15 protein-coding genes are annotated in these 21,413 nt (G+C 58.6%); all 15 read right to left on the bottom strand.

The features are described 5' to 3' along the window. Nucleotides 1-17 precede the first annotated feature (17 nt). The gene (locus ACZZ0B_RS27075; RefSeq protein WP_463546655.1) at nucleotides 18-707 is read right to left on the bottom strand and encodes a serine/threonine-protein kinase; all 690 of its coding nucleotides are present in this window, start codon (nucleotides 705-707) and stop codon (nucleotides 18-20) included. A gap of 159 nt (nucleotides 708-866) precedes the next feature. Further along, nucleotides 867-1,217 (bottom strand): hypothetical protein, encoded by a 351-nt coding sequence (locus ACZZ0B_RS27070; RefSeq protein ID WP_463546654.1) that lies wholly within the window; start codon nucleotides 1,215-1,217, stop codon nucleotides 867-869. Between the two features lie 229 nt (nucleotides 1,218-1,446). Further along, on the bottom strand, nucleotides 1,447-2,787 hold the full coding sequence (locus ACZZ0B_RS27065; protein ID WP_463546653.1) for a T6SS immunity protein Tli4 family protein: 1,341 nt from the start codon (nucleotides 2,785-2,787) through the stop codon (nucleotides 1,447-1,449). A gap of 146 nt (nucleotides 2,788-2,933) precedes the next feature. Continuing rightward, nucleotides 2,934-4,280 carry a T6SS immunity protein Tli4 family protein gene (locus ACZZ0B_RS27060; protein WP_463546652.1) on the bottom strand — a complete coding sequence of 449 codons (1,347 nt, stop codon included), beginning with the start codon at nucleotides 4,278-4,280 and terminating at the stop codon, nucleotides 2,934-2,936. Next, nucleotides 4,280-7,666, bottom strand: a complete 3,387-nt coding sequence (locus ACZZ0B_RS27055; RefSeq protein ID WP_463546651.1) for a hypothetical protein — start codon at nucleotides 7,664-7,666, stop codon at nucleotides 4,280-4,282. The genes ACZZ0B_RS27060 and ACZZ0B_RS27055 overlap by 1 nt, the downstream gene beginning before the upstream one ends. Beyond that, entirely contained in the window at nucleotides 7,663-10,155 is a 2,493-nt protein-coding gene (locus ACZZ0B_RS27050; RefSeq protein ID WP_463546650.1) for a type VI secretion system Vgr family protein, read from the bottom strand. The genes ACZZ0B_RS27055 and ACZZ0B_RS27050 overlap by 4 nt, the downstream gene beginning before the upstream one ends. A gap of 28 nt (nucleotides 10,156-10,183) precedes the next feature. After that, nucleotides 10,184-11,185: a serine/threonine-protein kinase gene (locus tag ACZZ0B_RS27045; protein ID WP_440095969.1), complete on the bottom strand. Its 1,002-nt coding sequence runs from the start codon at nucleotides 11,183-11,185 to the stop codon at nucleotides 10,184-10,186. Continuing rightward, nucleotides 11,182-11,910, bottom strand: coding sequence for a PP2C family protein-serine/threonine phosphatase (locus tag ACZZ0B_RS27040; RefSeq protein ID WP_008078706.1), 729 nt, complete (start codon nucleotides 11,908-11,910; stop codon nucleotides 11,182-11,184). Before ACZZ0B_RS27040 ends, ACZZ0B_RS27045 begins: the two co-directional genes overlap by 4 nt. After that, a complete protein-coding gene (gene tssM, locus ACZZ0B_RS27035) occupies nucleotides 11,910-15,449 on the bottom strand; it encodes a type VI secretion system membrane subunit TssM (RefSeq protein WP_008078707.1) in 3,540 nt (1,179 codons plus the stop codon). The genes ACZZ0B_RS27040 and tssM overlap by 1 nt, the downstream gene beginning before the upstream one ends. Before the next feature lie 13 nt (nucleotides 15,450-15,462). Continuing rightward, complete coding sequence (gene icmH, locus ACZZ0B_RS27030) at nucleotides 15,463-16,338, bottom strand: type IVB secretion system protein IcmH/DotU (RefSeq protein ID WP_008078709.1); 876 nt, start codon at nucleotides 16,336-16,338, stop codon at nucleotides 15,463-15,465. 5 nt (nucleotides 16,339-16,343) lie between these two features. After that, nucleotides 16,344-17,675 (bottom strand): type VI secretion system baseplate subunit TssK, encoded by a 1,332-nt coding sequence (tssK, locus tag ACZZ0B_RS27025; protein ID WP_008078710.1) that lies wholly within the window; start codon nucleotides 17,673-17,675, stop codon nucleotides 16,344-16,346. 2 nt (nucleotides 17,676-17,677) lie between these two features. After that, nucleotides 17,678-18,178 carry a type VI secretion system lipoprotein TssJ gene (tssJ, locus tag ACZZ0B_RS27020; RefSeq protein WP_008078712.1) on the bottom strand — a complete coding sequence of 167 codons (501 nt, stop codon included), beginning with the start codon at nucleotides 18,176-18,178 and terminating at the stop codon, nucleotides 17,678-17,680. A gap of 5 nt (nucleotides 18,179-18,183) precedes the next feature. After that, the gene (tagH, locus tag ACZZ0B_RS27015) at nucleotides 18,184-19,380 is read right to left on the bottom strand and encodes a type VI secretion system-associated FHA domain protein TagH (RefSeq protein WP_008078713.1); all 1,197 of its coding nucleotides are present in this window, start codon (nucleotides 19,378-19,380) and stop codon (nucleotides 18,184-18,186) included. Nucleotides 19,381-19,398: 18 nt separating this feature from the next. Then, nucleotides 19,399-19,539, bottom strand: coding sequence for a hypothetical protein (locus ACZZ0B_RS27010; protein WP_008078714.1), 141 nt, complete (start codon nucleotides 19,537-19,539; stop codon nucleotides 19,399-19,401). 348 nt (nucleotides 19,540-19,887) lie between these two features. Continuing rightward, nucleotides 19,888-21,408, bottom strand: a complete 1,521-nt coding sequence (locus tag ACZZ0B_RS27005; protein ID WP_440095975.1) for a sigma-54 interaction domain-containing protein — start codon at nucleotides 21,406-21,408, stop codon at nucleotides 19,888-19,890. Between the last annotated feature and the right edge of the window lie 5 nt (nucleotides 21,409-21,413).

Here is a 21,413-nt window from a genome sequence, read left to right as displayed (position 1 = left end):
TGTTCGAATGTCATCCGTTATGCCCGAAGTCGCAGACGTTGCAGCCAGGACGAGGTGGCGCCCATGGCGTCACGCAATTGAGTGGCAGTGATGGTGCGTTCTGCCGCGTGGAAGCTCAGCGCTGTTTGCAGCGCAGGCCAGCAGTGTTTCGGCAGGTTTGCCGGGGCTTGCAGCTCGCGCTCCAGGTTCTCGTCGCGGGCCTGGGTCGAGGGCAAGCGGCGGAACGGGTGTTTGCCGCCCGCCAGTTCATAGATCACACAGGCCACGCCGTAGACGTCTGCGCTGGCCGACAACGGTTGGCCTTCAAGCAGTTCGGGGGCGGCGTAGCCTGGCGTCCAGGCGTTGAAGCGCTCGCGGCTCAGGTGCGGCAGGCCGGGCAAGGTGCCCTCTTCTGCCTGGCCGAGACCGAAGTCGAACAGGCGCAAGCCGTCTTCGCTGAGCATGACGTTGCTCGGTTTCATGTCGCCGTGCAGCACGCCGCGACGGTGGGCGTAGGCCAGCGTGTCGAGCAGCGGCAGGACGATGTCGCGCAGTTCTTTCCACGGCAGGCCGAGGGGCCGCTCGCAGAGCAATTTGTCCAGGGTCAGGCCACGCATGTATTCCATGGTGATGAAGGCCCGCTGGCAATCGGTGTCGACTTCAAAGGTGTGTGCGCGCACAACGTTAACTGCCAAGGCCTGTGCCATCCGAGTAGTCCCATCGGTCATCAAGCAGGTGCCATGTAATATCTTCTCGAGTTTCAAATACGGTACGCCCGAGACATTCTGTTTTGCTCGAATCAGATGAAGCCTTAGAAGCAGCTTGGGTGTTTTGAAAGCCCGTCATTAGGATTGTTAGAAATATGGGCCAAAAGTGACAGTTGCGCATCAGGAGTTTTCCATCGTTTGTGTTTTGGCCGCAGATACGATCAAGATTTTTTCGTGATTTTCACTTTGGATACTTGGCGTTATCTTGGCAAGAATAGTCATGTGGAACTCAGAGTCGTTGTTTTCGTTTTTTTTCCAATTGACCGAAAGAGCTGTGATAAAGCCAAGTATTTCTTCGGGCGCTTTGCCGGCGACTGGTTTTTTCCAGAATTCGCTTTCAAATGGCATAAACTCTCTTGTCCCGGCCATCGGGTTGGTAGTTTGTTTTTGTTTTATCCAGGTTGGCCATATGGAATCATAATTATTAGGGATGAAAGAGAAAGCTTTTTTGTAACTGGTTAAGCTTAGCAATGCCTGTTCTTGTATGCTCTCCCAAGTTTTTGGGGCGGCGGGTTCGTTAATCGATCAAAGGGGACGAACAAAGGGGACAGATTTATTTTGGCTCAACGATAAACCATCGGATAAATAAATCTGTCCCCTTTACCAGCCTTGAGTCATTCAGGTTTTGCGGGGGAGGCAGATTTATCCAAGTATCCCTTACGGAAAAATCTGCGCTATTTGCGCCCCCCGGATTCTGCTTTCACTTACCGGTCAGTTTGTCCATGCCCGGTTGTAGGCGGAAGCTTTTTAGAATGCTGAGGAAGTCTTCCTTGCTCTGCTCAAAGGTTCTGACTTGTGTCGAAGCGTAATTCTGGGCCTTTAACACCATGCTTGGCTCATAACCCTTGTTGGCCAGACCCGCGGTCATGACGAATCGTTCTGTGGCCTCAATTTCTCCGCCTTGCGGGTCCGTGGGATTGTAATACTTGCCGCCCATGATTCCTGTGCGCGATCCGATTTGCACTTTTGAAGGGCCGAACGTTTGAATGACGCCGGCACTTGGGAATGGGTTGCCCATGATCGGCGTGGTCAATACCGGGAGCAGATTAAGGGCTTTGCCGATGTCGTCACTCAAACTCAGGCTGTAAAGCAGGTTCGGATTGTCAGTGGGATGCCAGGCCATGGTGATCGAGTAGTGGGCTTTGCCATCATCGGCGATGAAGCCGAAGGGCAGGCAAAAGCCAGTCTCTTTGGGTATCTCAAATTCTGCGCGCGTGCGGAAGCGCGCGAGCAGGTCACGGGCGGCGGGGAGTAGTTTTTCGAACGAGCTTCTGTGTTCGGAATAGTCGCTTTGTTGGCCGAATGCGAAGCGATAGATTCGGTCGTCACGCCACAAGAGCACGATGAGTTTGTCGGGATAGCGAGCGCCGTAGGCGTCTGGCATGCCGAAGTCGAAGGCGGACTGCTCGGCGTACAGATCGTCCGTGGGGTAGGTGTCGAATTCTTTTTTGTAGTCTTCCAGTTCAATTTCAAAATGTTCGTAGGGACGGTTTTCTCTTTTGAATTGACTTATAAAGTCCGCCAGCACAACGAGTTCGGTGCTTACTTTTCTGATTCTGGTTAATGTTTTGCGGAGATCGAGTCGTTGCTTTTGCAGTGATTTATATTTTGCGGGGTCCGAGCGAGATAAGTCACCTGTCATTATTTCTGAAATTTTGTCGATTTTGTTTTTTACTACACGTTCTTTTGCCACGGTTATGTCTGGGCGATGGCTGCTGACCAATTCGTTAAAGGTTTCTAAATCGGTTTTAGGTGAGACTTCAATGGTGACTAGACCGTATGCATCATTTGTTGGATCACTGCCGTAACTGAGCTGCTTGTCCGCCAAGCGTATATCCGGTGAGTAGGTGGTGAAATTGGTGCCGTTAGTATAAGTCCATTGATCATTAAGCAAATGCCATTTTATTTCTGATTGTATGTCGAATACCGAACGCCCCAAGCACTCTGTTTGTGATTTAGACTCTCCAGTGCCGGCTTGCGCTATCAGTGAACTCATCAGCGCTGACGTAAATAAGGCATATAAGAAGTGAGTGGCATGCATCAGGGGCTTCCGTATCCAGTTGCTGATCGCCATTAACGGGACTTGTATAGCGTATTCGTTCGACTGCTAATTGCTGCGGTGCTGAGCAGATTATCCAAGTCGGACATTGAACAGATCTGCTCTATTTGCGCACCGCAAGATTGCTTTCACTTACCGGTCAGCTTTTCCATGCCAGGTTGCAGGCGGAAGCTCTTCAGGATGTTGAGGAAGTCTTGCTTGCTCTGCTCAAAGGTTCTGACTTGTTTTGAAGCATAATTCTCGGCTTTCAATACTAGGCTAGGCTCCCAGCCTTTATTGGCCGTTCCGGCGGTTATGACAAAGCGTTCTGTGGAAGAGTTTTCATCGCCTTGTGGATCAGTGGGTCTGTAATACTTGCCACCCATAAGTCCTTCGCGCGAACCGATCTGCACCTTTGAAGGCCCGAAGGTTTGAATGACGCCGGCGCTTGGGAACGGGTTGGCCATGATCGGTGTGGTCAATATGGGCAGCAAGTCAAAAGCTTTGCCGATGTCATCACTCAAACTAAGGCTGTACAGCAAGTTCGGGTTGTCAGTGGGATGCCAGGCCATGGTAATTGAGTAGTGGGCTTTGCCATCATCGGCGATGAAGCCGAAAGGTAAGCAGAAGCCAGGCTCTTTGGGTATCTCAAATTCGGCGCGTGTGCGGAACCGTGCTAGCAGATCACGGGCGGCAGGAAGCAGTTTTTCGAACGAGCTTCTGTGTCTGGAATAGGCGCTCTGCTGGCCGAAGGCAAAACGATAGACGCGCTCGTCGCGCCATAGCAGGACGATAAGCTTGTGGGGGTGACGAGCGCCGTAGGCGTTTGGCATGCCGAATTCGAAAGAGGACTGTTCGGCATAGAGTTCGTCTGTTGGATAGCTGTCGAACTCTTTCTGGTAGGTTTCAAGTTCAAGTTCGAGTTTTTCAGTAGGTTTTTTTTGTTCTTTGAATTCAGCGATTAGGCCCGGTAACAAAACTCGCTCTATGGTTGCTCTACCCAACTTGTCAAATTTCTCCCTAAGCTCGTCTCTTTCATCCTCTAAGGATTTGTATTGATCAGGATCCGAGCGCGACAAGTCACCGGTCATGGCTACTGAAATTTCTTCTATTTTATTTTTTATAACTCGTTCTTTCGCCTCAACCACGCTTGGGCTATGTCTGTCGACCAGTTTTTTGAATGTTTCGAAAGTAGTTTTTGGACTGACATCTATAGTGACGAGGCTGTAAGCATCATTTGTTGGATCGCTGCCGTAATTGAGTTCTTTGTCCTCCAGTCTTATGTCCGGAGTGTAGGTGGCAAAATTGAGGCGGTCGGTATAGTCCCACTGGTCGTTCAGTAAGTGCCATGATGTATCTTGATTGATATCAAATAGCGAGCGCCCTAGGCATTCAGTGTTGGTGATTGTTGTGGTATTAGCGTTTTCTGCTTGCGCAGTTTGGGTTAAAAGAAAATAGCAGCTGAGTAAAATGTAGATTGGCTTAATAGGACGCATTATGAATTTTCCGTGACTCGGTTATTGTTTAAAGCTGCGACAGCTATATCTTCACCTTCCTTTTTGTTGGGTTGTATTTTAGCAAGTATGGTCTTGCTGAAACCGGAGTCATTATTTTCATTTTTTGTCCAGTTAACAGGAAATACTGTTATAAATCCGAGGATTTCTCTTGGCATTCCGCTGGGTTTGTATTTTTTCCAGAATTCAGTTTCGAAAGGCATTGGCTTTTCTTTTTTACCCGTCGACATGCCTGTATCTGTTTTTAGATCTTTTTTCCAAGTCGGCCAGATTGATACATCGTCACCTGGGATAAAAGTAAAGGCTTCTCTGTATGCATCAGAGTTCTTTTGCGCTTGTTTCTGAATCGCCTTCCAGGTTTCCGGTGACGCAGGTTCATCTATCAAACTACCCAGCAGCGTAGCGGGCCGGACTTTGACGCCTTTATCTGTGGCGTCAAGCGCAAACAACTTGCGCCACAGCTTGCCTCGTAACGCCTTGATCTCAGGGCAGACGGGATGTTGTTTTTTTCCGTTCACTGGAGCAGGTGTCGAAACCGTGCCCGATACGATCACAGCCAACTCGGAGTCTCGATCACCCAACTGGCTGCGATCATTGATGTTTGCGCTGCCGAGTATCGCCACACGATCATCTGCAATAAGCAATTTACTGTGCACGTAAATCTGTTCCGTAACCGGCTGGTCGAGCAGTTCCCATGACCGAAGATTCAAGAGAGTCAGGTATTTCGACCATTTCATTTTTTCATAAACCTTGAGCGTGTCAGTTCCGTCTCCAGCGAGCTCTATACCGGCCTTCGCGACCGCTTCCGATCTGCCTCTATCCATCTGCTCCTTCATCGCCATCGCCCGCTGCACTCGTTTTATCAAGCTCTGCTGGCCCAGAGAAATGCTTTGCATCGTCAGGTGAACTTGAGTCATCAGATTGATCGCGTTGAGCGGTCCTTCGGGGTGCACGGGAAGAACCATGTAGACATGGAAGTTCTCGCCCATTTCGATCGCGCGTTCAATTCGATCGGCCAGCGCTTCGCACAGCGGGTTTATCAGGGCGGTTTGTGGCTTTTGCAGGAGGTTCAGGCCTTCGACGGTTGACTGGTTGGTCAACACCTGCATGATGCCTTGAGTCAATGCTTCGGCTTCTTTGTTTCGTATCATCTCTGCCAGTGCGAAATAATTGATCTTGTGCAATTTTTTCGGGTCTTTGTCGACTTCATCCAAGCGCAGTCGCGTTTTATAAGTTTCAAAGTCTGGCAGCCCGGAAATGTTCATCAAGCTTTGCGTTGGCCCTTTGATCAGGTCGGCCGAGGGCTTTGTGTCCTCGCCATACGCACTCTGAAAAAACTGGTTCTCAATGTAAATGAAATGCTGCGCCCCCGAGATCGCTTGAAGCATGGCCTGCATGCAATTTGCCTGAACGCCTGTCGGGGCGGAGGCTGGAGCTTTGGCGCCTGACTTGCTGGCGCCCTGGCGTTCTTCGGTTTGCATGCGCAGCGGAGCGCTTCGCAGTACTTGCATGCTCATTTTGCCCTTTGGTGCGACACGTTCGGGTTGCGCGAGGTAGTGCGGTTTGAACGGGACGGGCTCAAGGTTCTTGTCAGCGAACTTCAGCAGGCCGGTCAGCACGCTTGGCATCTTCTGCACTTTGCCGTCGAAGCGCGCCTGCAGGCTGTTCCAGCGATCAATGAAATTGCGCGACAGGTCATAAACCGAGCTGCCTTCCAGGCGCATGTGCACGTCATGCCAAGGCATGCGCGGTTGTTTGATGCTGTCGAGCATCATGCCGCCGGGTGGCAGCAGGCGGGTCGCGGGATCGGCCAGGTAGGAATAGGGCTGGCCCGTTTGAGCATCGCTCAATCGGTCGAGAACCGAGTGCAGGTAGAGGACAAAAGGGGTGGAGATCTGTTCGAATTCCGTCATCGCCTTGGCGGTGATAATCGGCGTTGGCGTGTTGTTGAGCCAGGCATAAAACGCGCCCAGCCCTGTTTGCTGGATCCACAGGCTGGTGAGTTCGCTGCCTTCGTTCAATAGCTGCTCGCTGATTTGACCGCCGGACTTAATGACTTGGCCAGCCCAGGCGGACAAGTCTTGTTGAAACTTGTCCGCCTGCGGAGCAGCGCGCTCTACCCAGGTCTGCACTTCACCCTTGAGGCGGGTGACCTGAGTTTGCAACTTGGCGCGACCCGGCTGAGTGACCGCGGTCACCGCAGGAATTTTCTGTTGCGCGCGCACCAGCCAGTTCTCGACGCGCTGCTGAATGGCCGAGGCTTGCTCCGGTTTGTTCAGCGCCACACCAATGGCCTCGCTGATGGATTTGGCTTCCTGGCGCAGTTCAGTCAGGGCACTGTCGGTTTTTTGCAGCGTCTGCACTTCATGATCAATGGTGCCGACGGCGCCATCGAGCGAGGTTTTCCATTGGCGCAAGCTTTTCTTCCAGCCTTCCAGGTTGTCTCCGGTCAACTGTTGCTGGATGAACTCGGCAATGTAGATCACACCGCCGGTAGAGTACGCAGCACCCGCACCGAGCAAGCGCAGGCCGTCCTTGCCCTTTTCGGCGAACCATTCGCCGGCGTCTTTCTTGGCTTCCCGCAGCACGTTGAACATCTTGTTATCTTTTGCCCATGCCAGCTTGCGCTGGGCCTTGCTCAAGACATCACCCTCCATCAAGGCTGCGCCGATCAACTCGACGGTGGTCATGTACGGGTATTGCTTGTGGGCTTCGATTTCCTTGATCGGCGGGATGCACGGGTTGTAAAACTCGTTGGCGGTTCGGCCTTCGGCGGCCAGACGAAAGTTGTTGTCATCGCGGCGCCCGTAGGCGAGGTCGATCCCACCGACGTAGGCGATTTCGTTGTCGATCACCACCATCTTCTGGTGATGGGAAAAGAACAGGCCAAGGGTGCCCATGTCGCTTTGCTGGATCGCCGGCAGGCACCAGACTTTTTTCTTCGCGAGACCGGCATTCAAAACAAACGCGGCCACCATGGTTTCCAGATCACCGGTATCAACGGCGGCCTTCGGCGACAGCCAAGGCATGAGGTAGATGTCCGGTGCCGCGCCTTTGTGCAGCGCATGGTGCACGCAGTCCCACAGCCGGGTTTCGCCCTCCAGCCGCACTTCGTAGTTGATCTGCCAGCCGGAAATGAAGATGGATTTCTTAGCGTTTTTTATCGCATTGGCGACATCTTTGAAGTAGTCGCTACCGGTGGTGAAAAACTTCACTTCGTTGCCCGGGCGCTCAGGTGAGAACGCTTCGCCGTATTTGGCATTGCCTTTGATGAACCAGCCAGGAGCGGAAGTAGCGGTGTAGGCATCGCCTTCTTTTGAGTTGAGCTGGTTCAGTTGCTTGGGCTGAACGCCGTTCAAGTTGCTCATGCCTTAAATCCCTTTAATTTGTCGAAGAGTGCAATGCCGTCGGTCAGTGACAAGTTTTCGAAGGCGCTGAGTTTGTCTGTGCCGGCTTGTTCGTGACGGGCGTTGGAGTGGGGCTCGCTGCTGAAGTCCATACTTGCCAGTGCCAGCAGTTCACGCTGTTCTTCAGACCAGCCGGTGTCGGTATGTGCCTTGAGCGCAACGCATTGACCTGGATATACCAGCCAGAACATTTCCGGATTTTGTGGGTATTCGAGGGACAGCTTCTTCTGAACAGCATCGGTAAGGGTGACTTTGCCTTCGTCATCGGTTTCGCCTTTGGCGATGACGTCGCTTTCCGGCACGCGACCGATTTTTTTCCAGGTCGGCTCACTCATTTTGATAATGCGCCACGGTGTGTTCGCCAATGCAAAGGCACCGCCCCCCGGGCGGTCAGCCAGACGAATGTCAAAGCGCAGGTTCTTCACCGGGGCGGGTGGGACTGGCGATCGTGTGTTGCCCTGAGCGCGATCCATCAGGCTGCCGGCCTTATCCTTGTCCGCCGCGACCGGCAGCACTGGCGGTTTAATCCCGATCCCGGTCCCATTACCAGGCGAGCCACCGGCATTAATCTTCACCACCGGCCCAACCACCGTAACCCCACCGCCATCAAGCTTGATAAAGCTGCCACCCCCAAGAATGGTCAGCTCAGTCCCCGCCTCAATGACAATCTTGTCCCCAGCCTTGAGATGTATCTCTTTCCCAGCGCTGGTCAGTTGCGCAGTCCCCAGTTTGATGTGCTGGTTCTGCCCAACTGTCAGGTGATCATCGATTCGCGTTTCAACCTTGCGGTCGGAAACCGTAGTGCGGTGTTCTTCGGCCTTGAGTTCGGTGTAGGTGTTCTTCTCGACGGTGTCGTGGCGTTCGTTGCCGACCCGAATCATCTGGTCGCGCTCAACGTTCTCATCCCAATCGCGCTGGGCGTGGATGTAGATCTGCTCCGCGCCTTTCTTGTCTTCGATGCGCAGTTCGTTGTAGCCGCCGCCACCCGGTGAGCTGAGCGTTTTGAACACACTGCGCGTCTTGTTCGCCGGCAAGGCGTAGGGCACCGGGTTTTCCTTGTGGTACAGGCAGCCGGTGACGAGGGGTTGGTCGGGGTCGCCTTCGAGGAACGTGACGAGGACTTCCATGCCGACGCGCGGGATGCTGATGGCGCCGTAGCGGTCGCCGGCCCAGGAGCTGGAAACGCGCAGCCAGCAGCTGGTTTTGTCGTCGGCCTGGCCTTCGCGGTCCCAGTGGAATTGCACCTTGATGCGGCCGTACTGGTCGCAGTGGATTTCTTCACCGGCGGGGCCGGTGACGTGGGCGGTCTGGCTGCCGATTACACGCGGTTTCGGGTGTTCGAGGGCCGGGCGGTAGAACACGTCCCACGGGGTGCCGAGGAAGGTGTTGCGGTAGCCCTGGTGGAAGTCGTCTTTGTTGTCGGTGGTGTCGCTGGTCACGCCTTCTTCGAGGACTTGCGGTTGTTTGCCTTCGTGGAAGATTTCGGTGAGCAGCCACAGGTCGTTCCACTCGCTGCGCGGGTGGTCGGACAGTTCCATGAAGTGGCCCGTGACCAGGCGGGTCTGATCGCCGCGACCTTCGGCCTGGCGGTAGTCGGCGCGGTGGCGTTCGAGGGCGCGCTGGCTGAGGAACTTGCCGCGCGCGCGGTCGATGAAGCGGCCGGGGTAGTCGTAGTCTTCCAGATCCGGTTCGGCGCTTTGGCTATCGGGAGCGGCGTCCGGTTTGTAGGCCGCTTCCATTTGCAGACGCGGTTTTTCGAAGTCGTAGTCGCGGCGGGTGACGCGGCTGGTGCGGGTCTCCAGGCGCAGGCGGAAGCCTTTGATCACCGGCTCGTCAGCCACCATGCCGCTGCCCTGAATGTAAGCGGTCGGCTGGCCGAGTTTGGGGAACACGGTCTGGTCGTCGCCGAACACCAGCAGGTGCCCTTTCGGGGTGTGCTGGAAGTGGTAGTGGATGCCTTCCTCTTCGCACAGGCGCTGGACGAAGTGCAGGTCGGTTTCGTCGTACTGCACGCAGTAGTCGCGATCCGGGCACGGCTGGCTCAACTGGAAGTTGTAGGCGTTGCCTTTGATGCCGTGTTCTTCGAGGATCAGCGCGATGATTTTCGGCGCCGACATCTGCTGGTAGATGCGCTGGTTGGTGCGGTGATGCAGGTACTGCAGTTGCGGCACCAGCGACACTTTGTAGCGGGTCAGGCGCTTGCCGGCATCGCCTTGGGCGACGCGATAGATCTGCCCGTGAATGCCGGAGCCCTGCGGATCGAAGGCGAGGAAGGCCTGTTTGTGCAGGAGCTTTTCCAGGTCCAGATCCGGGTTTTCGCTGACCAGTTCGAGGTCGAAGCGAAACGGCTGGCTGATGCCTTCGGTGCCGGTGAACGACAGCACTTGCAGGTCGCCGACATAGTCTTCGACCGTCAGGCTGAAGTGGGTCTCGTTAGCTGAGTTGAACATTGTGTGTTCCCTGTTCGAATGTCATCCGTTATGCCCGAAGTCGCAGACGTTGCAGCCAGGACGAGGTGGCGCCCATGGCGTCACGCAATTGAGTGGCAGTGATGGTGCGTTCTGCCGCGTGGAAGCTCAGCGCTGTTTGCAGCGCAGGCCAGCAGTGTTTCGGCAGGTTTGCCGGAGCTTGCACCTCGCGCTCCAGGTGCTCGTCGCGGGCCTGGGTCGAGGGCAAGCGGCGGAACGGGTGTTTGCCGCCCGCCAATTCATAGATCACGCAGGCCACGCCGTAGACGTCTGCGCTGGCCGACAACGGTTGGCCTTCAAGCAGTTCGGGGGCGGCGTAGCCTGGCGTCCAGGCGTTGAAGCGCTCGCGGCTCAGGTGCGGCAGGCCGGGCAAGGTGCCCTCTTCTGCCTGGCCGAGACCGAAGTCGAACAGGCGCAAGCCGTCTTCGCTGAGCATGACGTTGCTCGGTTTCATGTCGCCGTGCAGCACGCCGCGACGGTGGGCGTAGGCCAGCGTGTCGAGCAGCGGCAGGACGATGTCACGCAGTTCTTTCCACGGCAGGCCGAGGGGCCGCTCGCAGAGCAATTTGTCCAGGGTCAGGCCACGCATGTATTCCATGGTGATGAAGGCCCGCTGGCAATCGGTGTCGACTTCAAAGGTGTGCGCGCGCACAACGTTGTCGTGGCGCAGGCGTCGGGTCAGGGCGAACTCGCTGTAGAGCAAGGCACTGGCGTCCGGCGATTCGGCAAATTCTTCGCTGAGGATTTTCAGCGCGATGTAAGGGTCGGGATCGCCGAACTGTTCGTGCAGCAGATCCCTCGCCCGGTATACAGCGCCCATGCCGCCAGCCCCGAGCAGGCGCTCGAGGCGATAACGGCCGGCCAGCACGTCCGGCAACGCGCCGATGCTGGCCTTGGTCGGGGCCAGCGCGGGTTCCGCGTTATGGGCTTTGGCGAAGGCGAAGTAGGTCAGGTTGTTGGCCTGTTCTTCGCTCATCAGCACATCATCGATGGGTGATTCGATTTCACTCATTGGCGGATTACCACGGCAGTCAAATTGTCCCGAGCGGCGCCCCGCAGGGCACCGTCGAACAAACGTTCCAGCGCCACGTGCGGCGCGCTGAGGCTGAGGGCGTTGCCGAGGGCATCGCTGCTCAGGCCTTGATACAAACCATCGCTGCAGAGCAAAAACGCATCGCCCGGATAGACCTCGAGTTCGAGGACATCCAGGGTCAGTTGTTCGGCGGCGCCGACGGCTCGGGTCAATGCCTGAGCCGACGGGTGCGCTGCCGCCTGTTCGACGCTCATCTGTTGCTCGTCGATCAGTTGCTGTTGCAGCGAATGGTCTTTGGACAGTTGATACAGACGCTGGCCGCGCCACAGGTAGCAGCGGCTGTCGCCGGCCCAGATGCAGGCCGCGCGATTGCCTTCCACCAGCAGCGCCACGACGGTGCTGCCCATGATGCTGTCGTGACGGCCGGCAGTGACGGTCAACTCCTGCCCCAGGCGCCGGTTCAGCCAGTGCAGGCACTGGCGAATGGCTTTGAGGCGTTCGTCGAACTCGTCGTGTGCCGGCAGTTCAGCCAGGCTGGCGACGATCAACTGGCTGGCGACGTCGCCACCCTGATGACCGCCCATGCCGTCCGCGACCACCCACAGCCCCTGCTGCGGATGGTCGAGGAAGGCATCTTCGTTGCGCGCCCGCACCTTACCCGGGTCGGTACGCGCCGCGCTACGCCAGGGACTGGCCACCAGCATCAGAGCTGCACCGGCATACGGAAGGTGCGCAGCACGCCCATGTCGAACGGGTTCGGCGTGCGCTGGCTGGTCAGCAGGTAGTTGGCGCGCAGGCCGCCTACGTCAGCTTTCAGCACCAGCACGTCGCGACCGGTCAGGTACTCGGTCTGCATCAGGTCGAACAGACGGAACAGCGACCATGGGCCGGAGTTCTTCTCGATACCGATCGGGCGGCCGGCCATTTTGTCCATGACCAGGCTGGTGCGACCGTCTTCAGCCTCGGTCGGCCACTTGAACGACATTGGCAGGATCGGGCCGTGACGGTATTCCATGGTCTTGTCGCCGAACTTGAACTCGGAACGGCTGACCGCCGGGTCGAGGGTGTACGGCTCCAGTTTGAACTGCACGGTCGGTTCGGCCGGGTTGATCGAGAAGAAGCTCTGACGAATCGTCAGCGCCGCCGCCATCTGATCGAGGTAGACCTTGGACACCGGCAGGCTGTGACCGTCGATGCTGCGCATGCGGTAGTTGCCCGGATCGCCGCTTACGAACGGACGCATGTAGCTGTCGAAGAAACGGTCAACGGTGCCTTGCGCCTTGAAGAACTCGCGGAAGTCGCTGATCGCCACGTCGCTGGTGCTGCTGGCGCTGAACGGATAACGCTTGCTGATGGTCTTGCCATACACGCTGTACAGCTCGTTCTGATAACGGCCGTTGAGGTATTGGTAAGCATCGTTGAGCACCAGACGCCAGGAGTCTTCGGCCAGCACGTTGAACCACACGCTCAGTGGACGCGGCAGGCGACCGGAAGCGGTGCGCAGGTTGGTCAGCGCATCACGCTGGCCGCTCATGCGGGTTTTCGCCAGTTCGAACGCGGCTTGTTCCGGCGTGCTGGAACGGGCCAGACCGGACAGTTGCAGTTGCAGGTCGTTGAGCGCGTTGAAGGCTGGCGTCAGGTCGGCGCCCGGACCGTTGTTGTCATCGAGCAAACGATGCAGCGGTTCGAAGCGACGTTGCAGCGACTTCTTCGCGGTGTCCGGCAGGCTCTTGGCAACGTTCAGGGCCGAAGCCTTGTCCGCCACGGCAGACGCCAGTTTGCCGACTTTACCCAGTTTGCCCTTCTGCCCCGCCAGTGCATCGGCGGCATCACCGGCTTCATCGACCGGATCGGCAGCAGCCGGGAAGCGGGTGTTTTCACGCACTTCGGTGAGCAATGCGAGCACCGGCGAGTTGGCCGAAGTCAGGCCCGCCAGTTGCTCGGCGCCTTCACCGGCGTCGCTGATCGGCGGCAACGCCACCTGGCCAACGGCTTCGCTCCAGTAGTTGGCGTAGTCGCGGAAATACAGCTGCTCCAGTTCGACCATCAGGCGACGCAAGTCCATGTCGCTGATGCCCGCACCTTCGCCCAGCACCCAGTTGTCACGCAGGATGTCGGTGACCAGCGCCGAACCCTGCACCGAGAAGTACTGCTGATAACCGGTCTGCGTGTAGAAGCCCGGGATCACGTATTCGGTACCGATAAACAGCGAGCCTTGCGGGCCGAGGTGTTGGCTGAAACGGTATTCCGGCAAGTTGCGCGCCTGCTCGCGGAGCATGCGATAAACCACGGTGGCCAACGATTCGCTGCGCAATACCTGACGCGCCTGCGTGACCAACTGGTCGTTCAGCGGGTAGATGAAAGGCAGCTTTAGCAGGCGTTCGAGGTGAGTGTTCAGACCGTTCTGCACCGCGGTGTTGCCGGTGTAGCGCGTCGACCAGTCAGTCGCGACCCAGTCCTTCAGCCATGCGGCGTCGCGACGGTCTTTCATGTTCAGCATCAGGTACGCGCGCAGGCTGTTGAGCAGCTTTTCGCGGTCCTTCATGTTGGCGCGAATCTGCCCTTCAAGCATGGTCGCAACGCGTGGCAGCAGTTGCTTCTCAAGCTCGCGCTCGTAAGCTTCTTTGACCACCGGATTAACCGTTTCACCCTGATACAGACCGCCACGCTCAAGGTAGGAGACATCACCTTTTTTCGGGAAGGCCTGGGTCGCGGCGTAGCTGGTGTCGAGGGTTTTCAGCGCGCCCATCGCATCATCGCGCGGCGACAAGGCCGAGCGCTGCTGCGTCCAGTTCTGCGCGAGGTTGCGCAGGTTTTCCAGACGCTCGTAGTTGGCCGAGAAACCGCCGGCCCAGAGCATGCCGAACAACGCCAGTGCCGCCAGTGCGCCGACGTACAACGCACGTTGCCCCCAATGGATGCGGCTGCGCTCGCGCTTGTCGAGACCGGCCAGATCGGCTTCAGGGAAAATCACCCGGCTGAGCAGGTGATGAATGAACCGCGAACGGCCGCTGCGCAGGGTCGGCAACACGCCGGCACTGATGCCGAGGTTGGCGCCGATGCCGGCGGTGCTCGCATCCATTTCCTGGGTCAAGTGCGGTGCACTGGTCAGGTAGAAACCGCGCAGTTGCGTAGCACGCTGATAACGGTTGCCGGTGAACGCCATGTCGACGAACAGGCACATGCGCTCGCCGATCTGCCCCAGTTGATGCGGGAAGTCGAGGATGCGGCCACGGCGCTGCGTGTCGCGCTCGGAGTGCATGCGCATGATCACTTGGCTGTTGAGGCGACGCAGCAGTTCTTCGAACTCGTTGCGCAGCACGGCCACGTCGGTGCCGACCTGATCCTTGCGGAAACTGGTACCGAGCACCTGATCGCTTTCTTCGCGGGTCAGTTGATCGAAGAACTCGTCGAAGCCCAGCAGCTTGTCAGCCTTGCTCAGCACCAGATACACCGGCACGTCGACGTGCAGTTTCTGATGCACGTCTTGCAGACGGGCACGCACCTGGCGCGCCAGGGTGTCGATGTCTTGTTCGCTGCCGCCGAGCAGGGTTTCCACCGGAATGGTCACCAGCACGCCGTTCAACGGACGGCCACGACGACGCTTGCGCAACAGTTCCAGCAAGGTGGTCCAGGCGCTGCCGTCGACTTCGGCGTCAGGCTGCGTCAGGTAACGGCCGGCGGTGTCGATCAGCACACCGTGATCGGCGAAGTACCAGTCGCAATGACGGGTGCCGAGGGTGTCGCGGGTCAGCTTGCGGTCGATCTTGTTGATCGGGAATTCCAGACCGGAAAAGTCCAGCAGGCTGGTCTTGCCCGAGGCCTGTGGGCCGATCAACAGGTACCACGGCAAGTCGCTGCGCCAGCGTTCGCTGCGGCCGCGATACAGGCTCGAGGTCTTCAGGGTTTTCAGCGCGTCCTTGAAGCGCGCCTTCAACTCTTTCTGTTCTTCGTCGATCTGCTCTTCGCGGCGGATGCGATCCTGACCGTCTTCGGATTCTTCATCGGCTTTCTTGCGGATGCCCGCGCGCCAGCTGACGAAGACCATGGTCAGGCCCCAGATCAGGAACAGCACGCTGATGGTCAACAGACGGGAGGTCGAACCTTCCCAGAACTTGTAGTCATCAACCGCCAACAACGGGCCGACGAACCACACCAGCAGCGCCACGAACAGCACCAGCAGCAGGGTCCAGACCCAGGTCTGGCGCAGGAAGGCGCCGACTTTCTTGAAAAACTTTTTCATCACACGTCCCTGTTTACGGCTGCGACTGCGGCTGGACCGCGGCCGGATCAAGCGGCTGATATGGTTGCAGAACGGTGTCGCGCTGCTCGCCCAAGACCCAGGCGAAGCCCGAATACATCACCACCAGGCAGACGAAGGTGAACAACACCACCATCCACGCCGGCACGATGCGCACCAGGTTGCGGCGCTGATCGTTCAAGCCTTCCCAGTGCGGCGACAACTCGCGCGGCACGTCGCCACGCAACTGACGGATCTGCCGGTACAAGGCGTCGCGGATGCCTTCGAGTTCGAGCATGCCGCGTGCCTGTACGCGGTACTTGCCCTCGAAACCGAGGGACAGGCACAGGTACATCAGCTCGAGCATCGGCAGGTGCTTGACCGGGTTCTTCGACAGCCGATCGAGCAACTGGAAGAACTTCTCGCCACCGAAGGTTTCGTTGTGGAAGCTGCTCAAAAGGCTCATCTGCGACCATTCGCTTTCGTTGCCCCACGGCGTGGTCACGACGGCTTCGTCGACCACGGTGCAAAGCACGTAACGCGCGGCCATCACCTGGCTGCTTTCGGCGCCGTTGTGCAGGGCGCGCACTTCAAACAGCTTGAGCCCGGCGGTCAGGCGCTCGTTGAGCGCGTACAAGTCTTCGCGGGTTTCGCTGTGCTTGAGGCGCACCACTTCCGAGAGCAGTTCGGAGGACGCCGCCACCAGCGAATTGAGGCTGATGTTGAACGCTTCGGCCGGGCGCAGGCGCGCGGCGTAGATCATCCGTTCTTCCAGTTGCTCGAAACGCGGCGGCGCGGCGAAATCGGTCAGCGGACTCGACGCCGGGCCGTGGCCCTGACGGTCGAGCAGGACGGTTTTGTCGTCCTGGTTGTGTTCCATGTCCTTGATCATGTCGGTCAGTTCCTGATGGCCCAGAATTTCAGTTCAAGCTCGGCGAATTCGCCGGACACGTGGAACGCGAAGCCGCCGGAGCGCTCGAGTTGCGCCAGGTCTTCGGAACTGAGTTCGAGGATGAAATAGGTTTTGTTCGAGTGGAACGCGATCTGCCGTGGGGCCACGGGCAACGGTTTGACCTTGATCCCCGGCAGGTGCAGGTTGACCAGTTGGCGGATACGCTCCACCGGGCCGACCTTGAGGTGCGCCGGCAAGCGGTGGCGCAGTTCTTCGGAGTCGCAGTTGGCACTGGCCGCCAGCACGAACGAGGCCGAGCCGAGCAGTTTGTGGTCGTGCAACGGCGACACGATGATGCCGTACTGGCGCGCTTGCAGGATCAGCTCGATGGCGTGCTGTTCCAGCACCATCGACAGCACCTGACGAATCGCGTCCATCAGTTTGCGGAAGCTCGCGCCCTGGTCGGCGTGCGAGTAGCGGCTGTCCAGACGCGGACGTTTGCTATCGCCGGAGAAGGTCGCCAGGTCGCCGAGCATGGTCAGCAGCGTGCGGTACAACTCCTCCGGGTGAACCTGCTCCAGCCCCAGATAGTGGCGCAGCAGCAACTCGGTGCGGTTGATCAGTTGCAGCATCATGAAGTCGCCGACTTCGGCACCGCCGACCTTGCCGTTGGAACGAATCCGCTCGGCAATCGTGTCACCACGGTGGTTGAGCATGCTGATGACTTCTTTCAGGCACGACAGCAGGTAGCTGGAGGCGTGGGCCTGAATGTAGGTCGGGACGAAATCCGGATCGAGGCTGATCACGCCGTCGGGCGTGGTGTCGAGCACGTCGCAGATCTTCAGTTTCACGTAGGCCTGATCGCTCTGCTGCTCGCCGAGCAACAGTTTGAAGTCCGGTCGGCCACAGCTGACCTGGCTGGCGGAATCGTCGCCGGCGTTGGAGTCGGCCACTTCGGCGTCGTACGCGGTATAGCGCGCGAGCACGTCGGACTGCTCCGGACGGCGCGACTCGATGTGGTTACCGGTGACCAGCGGCAGCGCCAGGTAGATCGGCGTGTTGCCGGTGTTCGGCGGCACGTCCAGCGCCAGCGGTTCGGTGTTGCCACCGAGTTCGAACAGGCTGCCGTCCGGCAGAATCCCCGAGGCGGCACTGATCACCAGTTTGCCCATGTTGAGGAACTGCAGGTCGATCTCCAGATTGAGGAAACCCCAGGTGTAACCACCCAGCAACTGGGTGCGGGTTTTCATCTGGTGATCGTAATAGCGATCGTTGTGCTGGAAGTGCTGCGGACGCAGCAGCATGCCTTCCTGCCAAATGACTTTATGGGTATTCATGGTCAGTCATCCGCCTTGGCGAGCACTTGATTAGTGTTACGGATGCCGGTCTGGTCCAGGGTCAGATCGACTTCGGTGACTTCCAGTGGCGTGATCTGCACCGTGTGGCGCCATTGGGTTTCCGGCAAATCGCGGTAAGCGGCGAGAACGCCGACATAACTGCTGCCCTCTTCCACCTTGAGTTTCAGTTCCACGGTTTCGCCCGGGCGCAGTTCGAGTTCTTCGCTGGCCACCAGATCCGGGTTGAGGGATTCCTTGGCGCGCTCGTAGAGGCTGAAGAAGTCAGCGTTCTCGAAGGTCACCGGGTGCTTGAGTTCGAACAGGCGCACGACGATCGGCGATGGCCGCCCGTTGAGGTCCGGGTTCAACTGATCGCTGCCGGTCAGTTTCAGGTTGATCTTGGTCACTTTCGAGTACGGCGACAGCGACGAGCAACCGGCGAGCAACACCAGCACGGTGAGCGCAGTCAGCGTCTTGAAAAAAGCGGTCGAGCGGCGAGACATGCGCATCATCCTTGGTGGTCGGTGTGGAGGGTGGAGATCAGGCGGATCTGTTCTTCGTAGGCCTGGGCGAAGTCGCGGGCCAACAGGCGTTCGCTCCAGTCATCGTCCTGGCGCAGCGCCTGGTGATAACGGCCGAACGCTCTCCAGCGCCCGCCCGACGTGGCAATCAACGGCTTGTTGTCGCGCTCGAAACGCAGGGTCAACTGCTCCGGCGAGAAGTGCTCCAGCGTGCCGCGCACGGCGGCGCGGCTGGCGGTCAGCAAGGCCACTTGGTGCGCCTGCAAATCGCGGAACGCGCGGGAGATGGCTTGCTCGGCCGGCAGGTGGCCTGGCTTGCTTGGCTGCAACAGAATCTGCAGGGCTTCGCTCGGATCAACGGCGAATTTCAGCGGATTCTTGTTGGTGCCTTGCACGGTGGTCTGGGCCAGACGCAGTTCGTTTTTAAGCTCCGAACGGGTACGCAGACTCTGCTGCAAACCGCCGACGCTCTGACGCAGCAAGCGCGCAGCGTTCAGCGCCAGGGCTTCGCGCTCGTCGTGGCTGAGACCTTTGACGTCGACCCCCAGTGCCGCACCGAAGTGCTCCCAGAAACCTTCGCTCTGGCGCTCGACGGCTTTCGGCGCCGGCGCAGGCTCAGGCTCGACGGGGGCGCTGATCAGCTCCGGCACCATCAGGCTTTCCATGTCGATGCGCGCGTAGTCGGCGCGCTGACGGCTGTCCTCGGGCGCGGTGTTCGGCGCCAGCAATTCGTCGATTTCCGAGTAGACGCGTTCTTGCTGTTCGAGCGCATTGAGCGGGTCGAGGTCGAGGAAGGCGTCATCGGGGATGATGCTGCCGGCCGCGCGCGGACGCCCGGCTTCACCGTCGAACGCCGCCGGGTCACGCACCAGCCGTGCACGGATCTCGAAGTCGCCCAGCACGTAGGTGCTGCCGTGTTCGATGCGCACTGGCTCGCCCTTGCTCAGACGTGCGCCGCTCTCACCGTCCTGAACACCGTTGCTGCTGGTGTCCGTGAGGAAAAACACGCCTTCGCGAAAGCTGACAATCGCGTGGTGGTTGGACAGGTGACGCTTGCGGTCAGGAATGATCCAGTCGCAGTCCTCGCCCCGCCCGATCACGCCACCGGCCTGTTTGAAGGTCCGCTGGCACAGCTCGGTGGGCACGAACTGCTTGGTATTCAGCATTTCGAAAACCAATTCCATGTTTGATGCTCCTTGCGGTCACTTGCCGCGATTGACCGCTTGCGGATCACCCAACGGGCGATAGTCGGTGTCGTTGAATTTGTAATTGCCGCTACAGCCTGCAAGGCCGCATAGAACGACAAGGGTCAGCAGGACAGCGTGCCAGTGACGAACAGACATCAGAGGGTCTCCAGGGGTAGACAAAGCACAAAGCGCCGACCCTTGCGGGCGGCGCCATTATTAGCGAATTTGTTGGTTTGGGAGGCTCTAAACCGAAGCTCAGAGCCAATCCAAGGAGGTGCCACGATCTCCTGTGGCGAGGGGACTTGGCGAAACGTCGCACCGCCCCGCTGGGGTGCGCAGCGCCCCCAAAACCTGTGACCCGGTTTCTGCAGGGAAACCGCGTTTGCCGGACTACGACTGCTGCGCAGCCGATCGGGGATAAATCCCCTCGCCACAGGGGGTTCACTGATCACAGGGGTTTCACTGCCCACAGGGATATTGTTGGATGCAGCGATCACTTTCTGCTCAACCATCAAAGTCACCCAAATTGATATTCAGGCGACCGAGGCGATACAGCAGCGTGCGGCGTGGCAGGCCCAGTTCGCGGGCGGCGAGGGTCTGGTTGCCGTCGTTCTTGCGCAGGCAATCGAGCAGCAGGCTGCGTTCGACTTTCTCCAGGCGTTCACGCAGGTTCAGGCCACTGTTGTCGTCGGCCATCGCCTCCATGCGCAGGGAAAAATGCTCGTCCAGCAACTCGCCGCCCTCGCACAACAACACCGCGCGTTCGACCAGGCCTTTGAGTTCGCGGACGTTGCCGGGGAAGTTGTAGCCAGACAGATGCTCCAGCGCCGCATCCGACCAGCGCACCGGGTCGCGCTGCAAAAACGTACAGGCCTTTTCGGCGAAATGCCGCGCCAGTTCGAGGATGTCGCTTTCACGGTGACGCAGCGCCGGCAACTCGATCGGAAATTGCGCGAGGCGGTAGTACAAGTCCTCGCGGAATTTGCCTTCGCTGACCAGCACCGACAAATCACGGTGCGTGGCGGCGATGATGCGTACATCGATCTTGTGGGTGTCGTTGGAACCCAGCGGACGAATCTCGCCTTCTTGCAATACGCGCAGCAATTTCGCCTGCAACGACAACGGCATGTCGCCGATCTCATCGAGCAACAACGTGCCGCCATTGGCCGCGTCGAACAGCCCGGCACGGTCGCGATCGGCGCCCGTGAAGGCGCCTTTGCGGTAGCCGAACAGTTCGCTTTCCAGCAGGTTTTCCGGGAACGCCGCGCAGTTCTGCACGATGAACGCCTGGGATCGACGCGGGCCGCAATCGTGAATCGCCCGCGCCACAACCTCCTTGCCGGTGCCGGTTTCACCACGCAGCAGCACGGTATACGGGCTGTGCAAGACCTTGCTGATCAGCGAGTAGGTCTGGCGCATCGCCGCACTTTTACCGATCAGGCCATAACCGCTGACATTGGCCACACTGCGCGACGTCGGCGCGACCACATCCATCGGCTGACGCAGGCGTTGCAGCAAGTGCAACTGCCCCAGCACGAACGAGCCAAGTTGCCCGAGCGAATCGGCGAAACCCTGCAAATCGACGCGGCGATGGCTGGCGCATAGCAGCAGACCTTCGACAGCCTTGTGCTGATTGACCAGCGGCACGCACAGTAACGATTGCCAGGCGCGCGTGGCGGCCGGCAGGAAACTGGTTTCGTGCAGGCTGCCGCCGAGGTCGTCGAGGCACACCACGCGGTTCTGGCACAGGGCGAATTGCAGCAATTGCTCACCGTTGTAATCGGCAGGCAGGCTCGCCGCTTCGCGCGGTTGCAGGGCGCCATCGAGGTACTCGGCGTTCATCCCCAGGCAGGTGTGGGTGGCGTCGAGCAGGTACAGCTGCGTCAATTCGCAGCCGCTCAACTCGGCCAGCCCACGCACGAAGTCACCCAAGAGCGCAGCGCCGTCTGCCGCACGCGACAGACTGGCGAACTGCGCCAGCAACGCCTCGGCATAGACCAGCGGCTGCGGCACTTGAGTGAACATCACGC

This window comes from Pseudomonas sp. AC247, assembly GCF_979258015.1.
The sequence above is the reverse complement of the archived record's forward strand: the minus strand, read 5'-3'. Positions and strand labels throughout refer to the sequence as shown.